The following is a 14,384-nucleotide window of genomic DNA, read 5'->3' as shown; positions in this document are numbered from 1 at the left end:
AAGCGCCTCTAGTATTAACTCTTAGCAATCATCGAAACAATGTGTGATGCTGTCTTTTTCAATGCTTCTTCTTTTTTCTGATGAAACGTAACTTTGTTGGCCTCAAAAAGGTTATTGCCTTCTGTATCAATCGAAATAATCAATGGTCCAAACTCCTTCACCTTCATAACCCAAAAAGCCTCTGGCATACCAAATTCTGGCCACTCTTTATCTTCAATTTTTTCGACTTGTTCTGCGGCAACCACACCACATCCACCAGGAAAAACAGCATGAACAGCCGTACTTTCTTTGCAACCTTCTGCTGTTTTTGCACCCATGCCACCTTTACCAATTACCAGTTTAACACCCGTTTTTGCTAAAAACTCTTTTTCATAGCGTTCCATTCGCATACTCGTTGTTGGTCCAATGGAAACCATTTCCCAACCACCTTCAACATCTTTTACAATGGGACCTGCATGAAAAATAGCGATGCGATCCATCGGAAGCTTTGGCATAATTCCCTCTGCAACAACTCTACGATGCCCTTCATCACGACACGTTACAAGCGTACCTGTTAAATAAACGATGTCTCCTACTTTGAGCGATTTGATATCTTCATCAGAAATTGGAGTTGTTAAAATTTTTTTCATAGTCTTACTCCCTTATGCGAAACAATCTCATAGTTCATATGTTCATCAAAACGAATGACACCGTGCCTGTTTGCCCAGCATCCTACCGTAACACCTACCCCTAAAACGGAAGGGTGATGTGCCATTCCTTCAACATGGACTGCCATGACACTGTTTTTTCCAGAAATACCTTGTGGTCCAAGACCAATGGCATTGAGTCCTTCTTCAATTTTTTTCTCCATCTCCGCTGCTTTTGGATGAGGATGAACACTGCCTACAGGACGTAACATTGCTTTCTTTGAAAGAAGTGCTGCTGAGTTTGAACACGTTCCGATGCCTACCCCAACAACAAGAGGAGGGCAGGCATTGATACCCCAATCTACAATGGTGTCAAATACAAACTTCATCGCTCCTTCATACCCTGCAAGCGGTGGCAATACAATACTTCTTCCCGGTAAGGAACACCCACCACCGGCTTGATAGACTTCGATTTCCACATTGGAGCTATCATCCACAATCTCCCACTCAATAAAAGGGACATTCGTACCTACATTGGTTCCTGTGTTCACTTCATCAAATACCTCTACCGCATTAAGACGTAATGGTGCACTTTTCGTTGCTTGTATGGTTGCCTCTCTTAAAATCTCTCGAAGCTTTCCTAAAAGGGGGAATTTTGCACCTGCTCTTATGAAAAATTGGATCACACCTGTATCTTGGCATGTTGGACGGTTGAGCTTTTTAGCTTTATCCATATTTTCAAACATGACATCGTAAATTGTTTTTGCTAAAGGGCTTGCTTCTTGTGTTCTAAGTTCAGTCAGTTTTGCCATCACATCATCAGGCAGTTCTTTCGAAACTACATCGATAAACTTTCCCAAAATATCAACCATTTTTTGGGTCTCATTTGGAGTTGACATCTACTCTCCTTCATTTTCGTAATATGTGATATTTTATCACATTTATAATTTAAACGTTTTTCGTTCACCTATAAAAAATCCTTACATGGCTTTTCCATGTAAGGATAAATCTATTTAGAGGAAAATAAATACTCCTAGTAATAATACTGACATAAAAATGAGAGCAAATATAGCACCTAGTGCCCACCATTTTCCTTGCGAGATGTATCCTGCACCGTACCAAATCGGCGAAGGTCCTGTGCCATAAGGTGTAATAATCCCCATAAGTCCTATTGTACTTGTGAGCAAAATCATGAATGTTGTTAACTGCTCAGGTGCAATCAGTTTTGCTGCAATCACAATGAAAATAGGCAACAATGCTGTCGTATGTGCTGTCAAGCTTGCAAAAAAGTAATGCAACATAAAGAAAAAGACTATCATCGAAATCATCAACATCGTAGGAGTAAGGCCTGAGAGATACACTTCAGTACCTTTGCCTATCCATTTTAAAACGCCCACATCATTGAGTCCTGAAGCAAGCGCTACAAGCGTTGCAAACCAAATAAAGATATTCCATGCTGGTTTATTGCCAATGACATCATCCCATGTGATTACGCGTGTTAAAACCATTGCAGCAACAATAGAAACTGCAGCTATCGTTGCATCGATTTTAAACTCTTTACCAAAAATCCAAAGAATAAGTGCAAGCCCTGCGAAGGATGCCATTAAAATCTCTTTTAAACTAATGGTGCCCATTTTTTTGAGTTCTTCTGCTGCCCAAGCAGGTGCTTCTGGAGAGGTTTTTTGGGTTGGTGGATAGATCAAATAAACCAAAAGGGGTGTTACTAAAAAGAGAGGTAGCATTAAAGGAATCATGATTTTTGCCCAAGCTCCCCATTCTATGGTTATATTAGCCCCTTTTGCGATTAAGTCTATCGCCAAAAGGTTGGGTGCCAGTGCCGTTAGAAACATCGAACTGGTGACACAGGTTGCTGTCATAGCAATCCATGTGATATATGCTCCCATTTTACGCGGTTCATGTTCTGGTGTAGAGCCAAAAATAATAGGAATGTTGATGGCAATAGGATAGATAGTACCACCGCCTCGCGCTGTATTGGATGGCATGAAAGGCGATAATACGAGATCTGCAAAAGCAACTGCATAACCAAGCCCTAGTGAACTTTTGCCCATATATTTAATCATCACTAAAGAGATGCGCTTTCCAAGACCTGTTTTTTGATACCCCATTGCAAACATAAAGGCAGCAAAAATAAGCCAAATTGTGGAGTTTGAAAATCCTGAGAGTGCCCATTTTACATTGGCAGCTGGAGTTTTACCCGCTAAACCAAGCAAAGCAACAACACTAATTCCTACTAAACCAACCAGTGCCGCTGGAACAGGTTCAATCACAAGCCCAATGATCACTGCTAAAAAAATAGCTAAAAAATGCCATCCTTCAAGACTTAGTCCTTGAGGAGTAGGCAAAAACCACAACACAAAAAGCACAGCAATAGGAACAATCATCCCAATAGTTTGCTTTGACATCAAAACCTCCCTTTCATAATTTAACTCAATACATTAACAACCTCTATATAATATTTAATATGTTATCACATATCACTTATTAAATATTCTAAGTTTTATCTACTTAAACATCTATTAATACTGAATTTATTCAAAATACTAACTTTTAGTCTGTTTCGAAACAGCATTTATCTGCTATTAACACAGGGTTTAAACTATTTTCCTATAATCACATTACTTTAACTAACGAGAATTTTTAATGTCCCACACACTCACTGAACGCCAAATCGTTTTAACACTTGCTGCACTTTCAGCTATTACACCTTTGGCAATTGATATGTATTTACCCGCATTTCCTGCTATAGCAACAGAATTACATACAAGTATTCCTAATATAGAATTTAGTCTTAGTATCTATTTTTTTGGTATGGCAATGGGGCAGCTTTTTGGCGGCCCTATATCTGATGCTTATGGCAGACGCCCTATGGTTATTATTGGTCTTATTGTCTTTGGACTCAGTAGTTTTTTACTCTCCATTACGCCTCAAGTTGAAACATTTTGGATATTAAGAGCCCTTCAATCCTTTGGTGGAGGCATTGCAACCGTCAATGTTTCAGCAACCGTTCGTGATATGTTTGATGGTAAAGAGAGTGCTCGCATCTTTTCACTGATAGCCATGGTTATGCTCATGGCTCCACTTCTGGCACCTACACTTGGTTCTTTAGTCCTTAAATTTTTTGAGTGGGAAATTATTTTCATTCTCTTAGGAATTTATACGCTGTTTGCACTGGGTTTTTACCTTTTTAGATTTCCACCTGTTAAACAAAAACGCAGCAAAATTACGCCTATTCAAAACTATAAAAATGTTCTTACTCATAAACAAGCAATGGTTTTTATTATTTCGCAAATTTTATGTACATCAGGAATGTACACCTACATCACCTCTTCATCATTTATATACATGGAGCATTTTCATCTGAGCGCTGGAAAATTTGCACTCTTTTTTGGCGTAAGCGTGATGATACTTATGGCGTGTGGGCGGCTTAATGCATGGCTTGTAAAACGAAATGAGCCACTTGTTTTGCTCCGTTTTGGTATGACCACGCAATCTATTCTTGGTGTTTTATTATTTGTCTTTCAAGATGGCAATCTTTATCTTCTCTTTCCACTGATTTCTTTCTATATTGGGACACTAGGTTTCATCTTTTCAAATGCCATCTCTTTAACGCTAGAATTTTTTCCAACTATTAGCGCTTCTGCCAATGCAATTGTTGGAGTTTTGCAGTACAGTGTAGGCGCATTTATGGGCTTTGTCGCAAGCTCAATGCATGATAGTACTCTTTTACCTATTACGGGTGTTATGATGGTTGTAAGTCTTTGTGGAACACTTCTTTTATTGTTAGGAAGTAGGGGGTATATTCCCCATCATGGAACACAAAGCTAAAATCTTCTTATCTACAGTGGAAAGGGCAAGTTGTGTTATTTCTTCATTTGTAAAATAACCATCTACTTTTTCTGTAGATTCATTAAGAATAAGAACATCTAGCTCCAGTTTAAAATGGCTATACGTATGAGAAACTCTCCCTAAATAGTTGGCATTACTTGGACAAACATCGACCTGGACAAAACCCCAAAGTCCATGCAGTAACTTCTCTTTACGCTGGATAAGCCCTAACTTTCCCTCTTGCATAATCACTAAAGCAAAACGCTGTTTTGTAGGAATTGATGCTTTCTTTACTTTGAGTGGATACCTTTCAGGTTCTTCTTTCCCTTTACATGAGATATGCAGTGGACACTCTAAACAGTGAGGGTTTTTGGGAGTACAAATAAGTGAGCCTATATCCATCATTGCTTGATTATGCTCATAAGGATGTTGTGTATTAAGAAGTTTCCACGCTTTTTCCCAAAGAATTTTTTCATCTTTTGTCTGAAGCGCATAGTAGCGACATAAAATACGCTTTACATTTGCATCAAGAATCGGCAACGGCTGATGGTAAGCAAATGCACAAATAGCGTGTGCGGTGCTTTTCCCTATGCCTTTAAGTCCACCTAGTTCCTCTGGTCGTTTTGGCAAAATGCCATTGCATGTTATGGCAGTATGATGAAGGTTTTTAGCTCGGGTGTAATAGCCCAATCCTTCCCACATCTTTAACACATCATCCAAGGGTGCAACAGCAACATTTTTAAGCGTTGGAAAGCGTTCTAAAAAGGGAAAGTAAAAGCGTTCTAAAACCGTTTTAACCTGTGTTTGTTGTAGCATGATTTCACTGAGATAGATTTTATAGGCATCATCAGTTTGTCGCCATGGAAGATCATGACGACCATTTTTTATATACCACTCATAAATAGCCTCTTTTACATTCAAGCCAAACACCACTCAATAGGTTTTTTACCATTGTTGATTAAATAATGATTGCTTTTTGAAAAAGGTTTAGATCCAAAAAATCCACGATATGAGGAGAGAGGAGAGGGATGAGGAGCACGTAAAATAAGGTGTTTTTTGCTATCAATTAATGATGCTTTTGCTCCAGCAGGACTTCCCCAAAGAATGAATACCAAATGCTCTTTTTGGCTACTTAAAAGTTTAATGACAGCATCTGTGAAATTTTCCCATCCTTGTCCACGGTGAGAATTTGCTTCGCTAGAGCGTACCGTTAAAACTGTGTTGAGTAAAAAAACGCCTTGTTTTGCCCATGCTGTTAAGTTCCCACTTTGCGGAATAGCACACCCTAAATCATCGCGTAGTTCTTTAAAAATATTTTGCAAAGAGGGTGGATGAGGCACGCCATCTTGTACGGAAAAAGAAAGTCCATGTGCTTGTCCTGCTCCATGATAAGGGTCTTGTCCTAAAATAACTACTTCAACCTTGTCAAAAGGTGTATTATCAAATGCAGCAAAGATATTTGTTCCACTTGGATAGATTGTATGATGTTTTTTTTCTTCAACTAAAAAACTTTTTAAACTCTCAAAATAGGGCTTTTGAAACTCTTCTTTTAAAACACTTTTCCAACTCTCTTCAATTTTTGGATCAACCATAAATGTCCTCATTATCTTTATTCTCGTCTTTCAAGCAAAGCTCAAAAGACTACGCTAGCCGCTGGGGCACTAAAGCTTGCCTCGAAGAGGCAGAATAATTCTTTTGTTTAAGAATTTTTGGGTAAAATACGCTTCGCCTTCTTCTAGACCTGTGCAATGTCTTTTAAGAGCAAAGCTTCAGGGTGGGAACACAGCAGAGCACTTTTTTTAGGTGTGTGCCGCAGTCATCTGGGAGAGGGTTTTTTTACCTCTACGTTCATACTCCAAAATAATTTTCAATTTCCAATGCCAATTCATAAAAATCAGCATTACCCATTTTCCCTTTTTCTTTTAGCTTATGACGTATATGCTCTTTACCTTGTGTGAGCTCTTTAGACTTTACACCGTGTGAAATAGAAAGTGTCGCTTCAATAAATGCAGCCAAGTTATCACAATTTTTAAGCGCTTTTCCATCAATGGCATTAAATTTATTCTCGTTGTAGTGAGACAGATCTTCAACTGCTGTAATTTCATGCTCAAAAATACGGTTCATAAACTCATTTTTTTGATTATCGCCATACAATCCAAGTAAATATTTAAACTCTTTTATAAGTCCCTCCGGAAGGTAAGGAAGTATCTCTTCTTCAATCATCTTAATTTCAAATTCACTGATAATATCATCAAGCCCACTTACAGAATACTTGACTGGAGAGATAATGTCTCTTGTTAGCGCTTCTGGAAAATCATGAAAAAGTGCACAAAAGAAGTTATTGACCAATCGTTGGTCGCATGCTTTTGCTGAGAGAGAATAAAAATAGCCCAAAATTGCTACAATGAGCATATGCCCTAATACAGAAGTTTCTGGAATTCTAGGTGTTTGTGCCCAACGTTTTTGAAAACGAAGTCGTCCACTGAGGTCTATAATTTTAGAGATTTTTTTATTCATAGCCATTTTACGAACGCTTATAAGTTCATAATAGTCTTCTATTTCTTCTTCCACTGCCTCTTTGACACGATCAATATTGTTTAAAAATTGGCTGGTTTGATAGACTATCGAAAATTCCCAGCGTGTTGCCATATATGAAGCTGCTTTGAGAATAAATCGCTCTTTTTTATACATAGAACTATCGCTAATGTACATTTCGAAACGCTTATAAAACGCTCCATTTTCGATATCACTTAAAGAATCATAGAGTTGAGAGAGTACCCATGTATTGATCTCTTTCTCTTTTTTTTGAAGTGCTTTACGAAAAACATCAGGGCGAATATCGGTGACAACAACACGACGTAGAAATTCAAAAATACCTGCTTCAATCAAAGAGCGCATATCAATATTCTCTTTTGACTCCATCTTTGCAATAAAATAAGCAATAATGAATTTATGCGCTTGTTTGTCGAGTTCTACCAGTTCCACCATACGCGGATAATCATTCCAACGCTGAATAGAAGCAGCTCCAAAGAACTGCTCAATGAGTTTTGGATTTAGCATAAGCTCTCATTTCTAACCATTTTGGAGTCAATTTCAATAACTGTATGCACATTACCTCTTGGGTTAAAATCAGCGACTACTTTAAGCCATTTTGGCTTGAGTTTACGATCGAGTAGGTCATAAATTTCATTGGCACTGTTTTCATGGCTGATGTTACGGTTCATAAAGCTATTGATGTAAAGTTTGATAGCTTTAAGTTCTACAACAAGTTCATCAGGAATATAATCAATATAAATTGTTGCAAAATCAGGATAACCACTTCGTGGGCAAAGGCAACAAAACTCTGGTAATGTGAGTTTAATCACATAATTTTTTTTATGCTGATTTGGCCAAATTTCTAAATCTTTTTCAACATCAAATTCTTTAATAATTTGTTCACCGTATTTCATTTAATTTCTCCTAGTATTTGTTCTAAATTTTTAGGTTTTGAAATGCAAAACCCTTGTATAAAATCAGGTTTAAACTCTTTTATTTTATGTAAAAGAGCCTCTTTATCTACGAATTTTACCATACTTTGAATATGAAGCATTTGGATAAGTTTGATGTAATGACCAAGAAGGTGCTGATACCTTGAATCATCAATTTTTTTAGTAAATTCAATATCAAATTTTACTAAATTTATCGGTAAATATTTGAGGTATTCAAAACCACAATTATTTCCACCAAAGTTGCCCAAGGCTATCTTAAATCCAACCTCTTGATAACTTTCAATGATTTCTCTAAAACGATGCATATTTTCATAACTTTTTTTCTCTGTAATTTCCAATATAAAACGATGAGGTGAAATCTTTTGACGTTCAAAAAGCGTTAAAAGATACCGTTTGAAATTTAAATTTCGAAGCGTCACTGGAGATATTTCAATACTAAAAAGTATCTCTTTTTCCATAAGTGGTATAATTTCTTTGAGTAAAAGTTCAAAAACCTTTTCATCAAACTCTCTTTCATGCCCTGTATGATTCACAATACGCTGAATTTGCTGTTTTGAGAGTGTTCCATAGGTTTGTGACTCCATACGTGTTAAAACTTCTAATATTGTTATTTTTTCTTTTTGAAGTGATAGAGATGGTTGATATTTAAAGAAAAGTTTATGGTGTTGTATCACTTCATAGATAATGGTTTTAAACTGATTCAATTTAATATTGGGTGTTGTCTCTTCACTCTTTTTTTGCTCTTCAATCATCATTAAAAGTCGTTCAATAAGGTTATTTGCATCAGTATCATAGGCAGCACTTAAAAGAGAAAAAGCAACTTTAACTTCAATATTGGAAATTCCAACATTTTGGACACTTTTTGTAAAAACTGTTAAAAGATGTTTGAGTTCTCGACTTGGATGTTTAATAAATAAAAGAAAACTATCACTGCTATAACGACCAATAGGAATATTTTTAAAACGATGTTCACGTAAAAAAAACTCTAACTTTTGAATAAATTGATTTAAGACCAAATCACCATTGTTAATGCCATAACGCTCATTAATATCACTAAAATTGTTGATGTGTAAAAAAATAATTGTTGTATTTTCTGGGTCGCTTATTTTTTCAATTTTAGTAAGAATTTCGGCTCTTGTGAATGTTTTTGTTATAGGATCAATCAGAGTTGTTTGAAAACCATGATAGATCAAATAAACCGTATAGTACACATAAATAGGAATCAGTAAAATAAGAAGAAAAAAATTAACCGAAGTGTGTGAAAAAAGCTGAAATGAGTAGAAAAAAATGCCTATGAGAAGCAGGAGTGGAAAAGCGATTTTAAGAGCTATTTTAAATCGATTTTCTCTCTCCTTTATCTCAGAATAGAGCATTAAACGTCCAAGTGTTTTACATCTTTTGCATGGTCTTGAATGTACTGACGGCGAGGTTCAACTTCATCGCCCATAAAGAGGGTAAATGTTTCACTTGCTGCTTCTGCATCTTCAACTTTAACCTGCAATAAACGTCTATTTTCAGGATTCATGGTTGTTTCCCATAATTGTTCTGGGTTCATCTCACCAAGACCTTTATAGCGCTGAATATAAGCACCTTTCTTAGCATTTTTTTCAATTTCATCAAGAACTTCAACAGGATCACGTCCATCAAAAACATCAAAATCGCGCTCAACAATTTTGGTATAAATATAACGTGCCTCTTCATAAAGTGGGTTTGTATAGAATGATTCATCTAAAAGCAACTCTTCTAACCCATCGTTGGTTTGAATGAAAAGATGAACACTATCATCATTGATGTAATGATTCAGAATATTGTAACCAAGCGCTGTTATAAACTTTTCAATCTCTTTAAAGAGTTCTGCTGAAGGAAGTGTAATAAGATCTGGATTTTCAATCAAATAACGAATGACTTCAATCATAGAAAAACGTTTTTCAAGCTCTTTTAAAATACCTCTATACGCAGAAATGATTTTGAAGAAATCAACCAAGTCATTTGTACCAATACCCTCGATATCAATGCTATCCATACCAGATTCAATTAAAAAGGCATTCATTTCATGATCATCTTTAAGATAAATCTCTTTTTTACCTTTTTTATAACGGTAAAGTGGTGGTTGTGCTAAATAGACATAACCATTGTCGACGACAGGACGTAAAAAACGGAATAAAAATGTTAAAAGCAGTGTTTGAATGTGACTACCATCAACGTCCGCATCGGTCATGATGATTAGCTTATGATAACGAAGTTTTTCTTCATTGAATTCATCACCAATACCACATCCTAAAGCTGTGATCATATTTTTAATTTCATCCGATTTTAAAATCTTATCTAAACGACTTTTTTCAACGTTAAGAATTTTACCTTTGAGTGGTAAAATTGCTTGGAAAACCCTATCACGTCCTTGTTTTGCAGAACCTCCCGCACTATCGCCCTCTACAAGGTAAAGTTCACATGCAGAAGGATCTTTACTTTGACAATCCGCTAATTTTCCAGGAAGTGTTCCAATGCTCATAGCATCTTTTCTACGAGTTAAATCACGAGCATTTTTAGCCGCTTCACGACCTCTTGCTGCAGCAAGGGCTTTGTTCATAATTGCTTTCGCTTCGATTGGGTTTTCTTCAAAGTATTTAACCAGTTGTTCATACACCAATTTTTGTACAATTGGTTTAACATAAGAACTTCCGAGTTTACCCTTTGTTTGTCCTTCAAATTGAGGCTCAGGAACTTTTACACTCACAATTGCAATCAAACCTTCACGAACGTCATCACCTGTAATTTTGACGTCTTTTTCACGAATACCAGCATTTAAAGAGATATAGTTCGTAATGGCACGTGTAAGACCAGCTCTAAAACCACTTTCATGAGTTCCACCATCAATGGTTTTAATATTGTTAACAAACGAATAAACAATCTCACTGTACGTTGAGTTGTACATCATTGCAACATCAACTTCAACATCTTCAACGCTTGCTGTATAATGAACAGCTTCTGCTACTTTTTCTTTTTTATTAAGATCTAGAACAAACTGTTTAATACCACCTTCAAAGTGGTACACTTCAGCACGTCCATCTCTTTGATCTTTGAGTTCAATCGTTATTTTTGGATTGAGGTATGCAAGTTCACGAAAACGTGTTGCTAAGATTTCAAATTGAAATTCTGTTGTTTCAAAAATAGTACCATCAGGCCAGAATTCAATCGTTGTACCCGTACGATTGGTTGTTTTAACAATATCCAGTGGTGTTTGAGGAATACCGCATGCAAACTCTTGACGATGTTCATTTCCCTCACGTTTGATGGTTGCAACAAGTTTTGATGAAAGTGCATTTACAACAGAAACACCAACACCGTGTAAACCACCTGACACTTTATAGGTATCTTTATCAAACTTTCCACCTGCATGAAGTACCGTAAGAACAACAGTTGCTGCTGACATATTTTCACCCTCATGCCAACCAACAGGAATACCACGACCATTATCGGTTACAATACATGAGCCTTCACGTGTAAGTTCTACTTTAATGAGATCACAATAGCCAGCCATTGCCTCATCAATAGAGTTATCGACGACTTCATAAATCAAATGGTGAAGACCGTTAATGTTCGTATCACCAATATACATACCAGGTCGTTTTCTTACCGCTTCAAGGCCCTTTAAAACTTTAATATTATCTGCACCGTAATTGCTCATAGTTTCTCCGCTTCTTTATTATCTTCTGTATTAAATCATAATAGGCATAACAATAGTCATAAAATTATCGCTTTCTAATGTGAAAGGAAGACCACTATCATTAAACCCTAATGTAAAATTGCTATTTTCAATATTGGATAGAAAATCCAAAATATACCGACTATTAACTGCTAAATAAATGTCATTATCTAAACCTGTTTTAAAATCGATCTCTGTCTTTGCTTCAATGTTATCGTCATTTAAACTCTCAAAAACAACTTTTTCAGGTTTAAAGGTGATCTTGATTTCAGGAGAGATAATTGAGATCTGTTTAATAGCATCAACCATAGATTCACGATTGAGCAGAATTCGATAATTTTTATTTTTTGGAATAATGCGTGCATAATCAGGAAATTTACCATTAATGAGTTTTGTATAAAATGTAAAATGTGCTGAACTTGCAATAAGAGTATTTTCATCGTAAAAAATTTCAATGTTATCAAAAAAAAGTTTTTGAATTTCACTGATTGCTTTTTTAGGAATAATCAATGTAAAGTTATGTTCTGTTGGTTGTTCAATTTGCATAATAGCAAGACGTTTAGTATCAGTTGCAACCAAATTAATACTATTATCTTTTATATCGATCAAAGAACCATTAAGTTCGAATTTTGGATTGTTACTATCAATAGCAGGTGCTATTTTTTTAATAGAACGAACTAATGTGTTGCTATTGATGTCAAATTTGGGTTTATTTGCAATTTCTGGAAATAATGGGAAATCCATTGGATTAAGCATTGGAAGCTTAAATTTGGAGCTGTTTTGTTTGATATAGAGGTAATCATTGATTGTTTCTAAAACAACTTCATCATCTTTTAAACTTTTGATAATATCTAAGAGCTTTTTACCATTAGCTGTTGCATCGCCTTCTGTGGTAATTTTAATTTCAGGAGTATGGTAAGAAAGACCAATTTCATAATCAGTTGCTTTAAGCGTAAATTGACCGTCTTTTGTTATCAGTAAAACATGTGATGTAATTTGACTCAAATCTTTTTTTTCTAAATAAGGTTGAATGTTGAGTAACATGTTTTCTAAAATGCTTTTTTTAATTGAAACTTTCATAGAGTCTCCTTTTTATTATTTTAATTAAAATAGATGAAGTAGTAGAATGAGATGAATTCGTGAAAACATCAACATTATACCTCAAAATAGGGACGATTCGCGTGAAAGATTTGATATGAGTTTTTCACATCTCATCACGTTTATCATCAAAACTTTTTACATTTGTTTGGTTAAAATTTTATTTTTTAAATCTTCAACTTTGAGTTTAAAGGACTCATTGGTTTCAATAAGCTCATTAATTTTTTTAATATTATGTGAAACGGCTGTATGATCTTTCATTCCAAAGTACGTTGCAAGTGAAGGCATAGAATTTGGTGTGAGTGTTCTTGCCAAATAGATACCAATACGTCTTGCTTCAACAATGTTTTTGCTACGTTTTGTTGATTTAATCTCACTTGGTTTAATATTTAGATCTTTTGCAATGATTTGAATAATATCTTCAAGGCTAATATTTTCACGACGCTCTTTAATCTGTTCACGCATAACGTTTTTAGCAAAATCAAGAGTAATTTCTTGACGCATAAGTGATGCATAGGCATTAAGATTAATGATGGCGCTTTCAATTTCACGGATATTATCACCCATATTAGCCGCAATGTAATTGACAATATCGCTGCCTAAATTGATACCATCAAGTTCACATTTCTTTTTAATAATAGCAATTTTAGTTTCAAGTTCTGGTAAGCCGATATCAGCAATCAAACCCCATTCAAAGCGACTTTTAAGACGATCTTCAAGCCCATTGATCATTTTTGGCGGCTTATCTGAGGTTAAAACAATCTGTTTTCCTGCAGAGTGAAGTTCGTTAAACGTATGGAAAAATTCTTCTTGTGTTTGAATTTTATTGGATAAAAATTGAGTATCATCAATCAGTAGAACATCACAATTACGGTATTTTTCTCTAAATCTATCCATTGATTGGTTTCGAAGGTTATACGTAAAGTCATTCATAAATTGTTCAATGGTGGCATAAATAACAATTTTACCTTTGGTTTGTACATAGTTACCAATAGCATGAATAAGGTGTGTTTTACCAAGTCCTGTTGGCCCATAAATAAAGACTGGATTGTACATCAAGCCTGGTTTTTCAGCAATAGATTTAGCAGCCGTATAAGCGTATTGGTTTGAACTTCCTACAACAAAGCTGTCAAATGTGTAGGATGGGTTTAAAATAGTGTTTTTTGTGCTTTTAATAGCATCAATCATCTCAGTAGGAGTTGATTTCGTTTTAGTCGTTTTAAGATGCTCTTTGAGAACAATTTTTACTTCAGGTTTTTTACCTGTTTTCAGTTCAAAGAGATGAGCGATTTTATCAGAGTATTTTGTTCGTACCCAATTTGCAATGAGAATATTGGGAGCAAGAAAGACCATTTGATCCGAATTAGAGGCTTTTTCATGAAACTTGAGTTGTTTAATATAGCGATCATACTCTAAAGAAGAAATTTCTTCTTTTAAAAGTTCTATGACAGTATCTGCTAACAAACATACTCCTTAAAAAAGTCTTCACCCTGTGAATATCATGTGAATAAGTTTGTTTTATTTTATCTAAACTATTATTAGTTATATGTTAAAGTGGGTATGTGTATAATGTGAAAAAAGTTATTCACATCGTGAACAACCCTGTGAATAAAGGATAAAAAA

Annotated in this window: 12 protein-coding genes and 1 other RNA gene; 2 read left to right on the top strand and 11 right to left on the bottom strand. The window is 35.4% G+C overall.

What is annotated here, in order from left to right; all coding sequences use genetic code 11:
* Positions 1-14 precede the first annotated feature (14 nt).
* From ttdB to UCH001_RS00055, 3 genes are all read right to left on the bottom strand, one after another.
* Positions 15-629, bottom strand: a complete 615-nt coding sequence (ttdB, locus tag UCH001_RS00065) for a L(+)-tartrate dehydratase subunit beta (protein WP_067172599.1) — start codon at positions 627-629, stop codon at positions 15-17.
* A complete protein-coding gene (gene ttdA / locus UCH001_RS00060) occupies positions 626-1,525 on the bottom strand; it encodes a L(+)-tartrate dehydratase subunit alpha (protein WP_067172597.1) in 900 nt (299 codons plus the stop codon). The genes ttdB and ttdA overlap by 4 nt, the downstream gene beginning before the upstream one ends.
* Before the next feature lie 114 nt (positions 1,526-1,639).
* Positions 1,640-3,049: a DASS family sodium-coupled anion symporter gene (locus UCH001_RS00055; RefSeq protein WP_067172594.1), complete on the bottom strand. Its 1,410-nt coding sequence runs from the start codon at positions 3,047-3,049 to the stop codon at positions 1,640-1,642.
* Positions 3,050-3,287: 238 nt separating this feature from the next.
* Between UCH001_RS00055 and UCH001_RS00050 the strand changes: the two genes are divergently transcribed.
* Entirely contained in the window at positions 3,288-4,472 is a 1,185-nt protein-coding gene (locus UCH001_RS00050) for a multidrug effflux MFS transporter (protein WP_067172591.1), read from the top strand.
* On the opposite strand, the gene mutY is transcribed toward UCH001_RS00050, so the two are convergent.
* Positions 4,428-5,393 (bottom strand): A/G-specific adenine glycosylase, encoded by a 966-nt coding sequence (gene mutY, locus UCH001_RS00045; RefSeq protein WP_067172588.1) that lies wholly within the window; start codon positions 5,391-5,393, stop codon positions 4,428-4,430. The two genes, UCH001_RS00050 and mutY, sit on opposite strands and share 45 nt — an antisense overlap.
* The gene (locus tag UCH001_RS00040) at positions 5,390-6,064 is read right to left on the bottom strand and encodes a uracil-DNA glycosylase (protein WP_067172586.1); all 675 of its coding nucleotides are present in this window, start codon (positions 6,062-6,064) and stop codon (positions 5,390-5,392) included. The genes mutY and UCH001_RS00040 overlap by 4 nt, the downstream gene beginning before the upstream one ends.
* Before the next feature lie 140 nt (positions 6,065-6,204).
* Between UCH001_RS00040 and ffs the strand changes: the two genes are divergently transcribed.
* Positions 6,205-6,302, top strand: an RNA gene (ffs, locus tag UCH001_RS00035) — signal recognition particle sRNA small type.
* 18 nt (positions 6,303-6,320) lie between these two features.
* Here ffs and UCH001_RS00030 read toward each other — a convergent pair.
* From UCH001_RS00030 to dnaA, 6 genes are all read right to left on the bottom strand, one after another.
* On the bottom strand, positions 6,321-7,532 hold the full coding sequence (locus UCH001_RS00030) for an HD domain-containing protein (RefSeq protein WP_067172583.1): 1,212 nt from the start codon (positions 7,530-7,532) through the stop codon (positions 6,321-6,323).
* Positions 7,526-7,921, bottom strand: a complete 396-nt coding sequence (gene queF, locus UCH001_RS00025) for a preQ(1) synthase (RefSeq protein ID WP_067172580.1) — start codon at positions 7,919-7,921, stop codon at positions 7,526-7,528. Before queF ends, UCH001_RS00030 begins: the two co-directional genes overlap by 7 nt.
* Positions 7,918-9,333, bottom strand: coding sequence for a GGDEF domain-containing protein (locus UCH001_RS00020; protein ID WP_067172578.1), 1,416 nt, complete (start codon positions 9,331-9,333; stop codon positions 7,918-7,920). The genes queF and UCH001_RS00020 overlap by 4 nt, the downstream gene beginning before the upstream one ends.
* Positions 9,333-11,645, bottom strand: coding sequence for a DNA topoisomerase (ATP-hydrolyzing) subunit B (gyrB, locus tag UCH001_RS00015; RefSeq protein ID WP_067172575.1), 2,313 nt, complete (start codon positions 11,643-11,645; stop codon positions 9,333-9,335). Before gyrB ends, UCH001_RS00020 begins: the two co-directional genes overlap by 1 nt.
* 30 nt (positions 11,646-11,675) lie before the next feature.
* A complete protein-coding gene (gene dnaN, locus UCH001_RS00010; RefSeq protein ID WP_067172573.1) occupies positions 11,676-12,743 on the bottom strand; it encodes a DNA polymerase III subunit beta in 1,068 nt (355 codons plus the stop codon).
* A gap of 156 nt (positions 12,744-12,899) precedes the next feature.
* Positions 12,900-14,225 (bottom strand): chromosomal replication initiator protein DnaA, encoded by a 1,326-nt coding sequence (gene dnaA, locus UCH001_RS00005; RefSeq protein ID WP_067172570.1) that lies wholly within the window; start codon positions 14,223-14,225, stop codon positions 12,900-12,902.
* Between the last annotated feature and the right edge of the window lie 159 nt (positions 14,226-14,384).

The sequence above is a fragment of the Sulfurospirillum sp. UCH001 genome (assembly GCF_001548035.1).
Taxonomy (GTDB): Bacteria; Campylobacterota; Campylobacteria; order Campylobacterales; family Sulfurospirillaceae; genus Sulfurospirillum.
The sequence above is the reverse complement of the archived record's forward strand: the minus strand, read 5'-3'. Positions and strand labels throughout refer to the sequence as shown.

What these genes read in the sequence shown, in the direction of transcription:
- ttdB (WP_067172599.1), bottom strand. Translation starts at nt 629, where the DNA reads ATGAAAAAAATTTTAACAACTCCAATTTCTGATGAAGATATCAAATCG.
- ttdA (WP_067172597.1), bottom strand. Translation starts at nt 1,525, where the DNA reads ATGTCAACTCCAAATGAGACCCAAAAAATGGTTGATATTTTGGGAAAG.
- UCH001_RS00055 (WP_067172594.1), bottom strand. Translation starts at nt 3,049, where the DNA reads ATGTCAAAGCAAACTATTGGGATGATTGTTCCTATTGCTGTGCTTTTT.
- UCH001_RS00050 (WP_067172591.1), top strand. Translation starts at nt 3,288, where the DNA reads ATGTCCCACACACTCACTGAACGCCAAATCGTTTTAACACTTGCTGCA.
- UCH001_RS00040 (WP_067172586.1), bottom strand. Translation starts at nt 6,064, where the DNA reads ATGGTTGATCCAAAAATTGAAGAGAGTTGGAAAAGTGTTTTAAAAGAA.
- UCH001_RS00030 (WP_067172583.1), bottom strand. Translation starts at nt 7,532, where the DNA reads ATGCTAAATCCAAAACTCATTGAGCAGTTCTTTGGAGCTGCTTCTATT.
- queF (WP_067172580.1), bottom strand. Translation starts at nt 7,921, where the DNA reads ATGAAATACGGTGAACAAATTATTAAAGAATTTGATGTTGAAAAAGAT.
- UCH001_RS00020 (WP_067172578.1), bottom strand. Translation starts at nt 9,333, where the DNA reads ATGCTCTATTCTGAGATAAAGGAGAGAGAAAATCGATTTAAAATAGCT.
- gyrB (WP_067172575.1), bottom strand. Translation starts at nt 11,645, where the DNA reads ATGAGCAATTACGGTGCAGATAATATTAAAGTTTTAAAGGGCCTTGAA.
- dnaN (WP_067172573.1), bottom strand. Translation starts at nt 12,743, where the DNA reads ATGAAAGTTTCAATTAAAAAAAGCATTTTAGAAAACATGTTACTCAAC.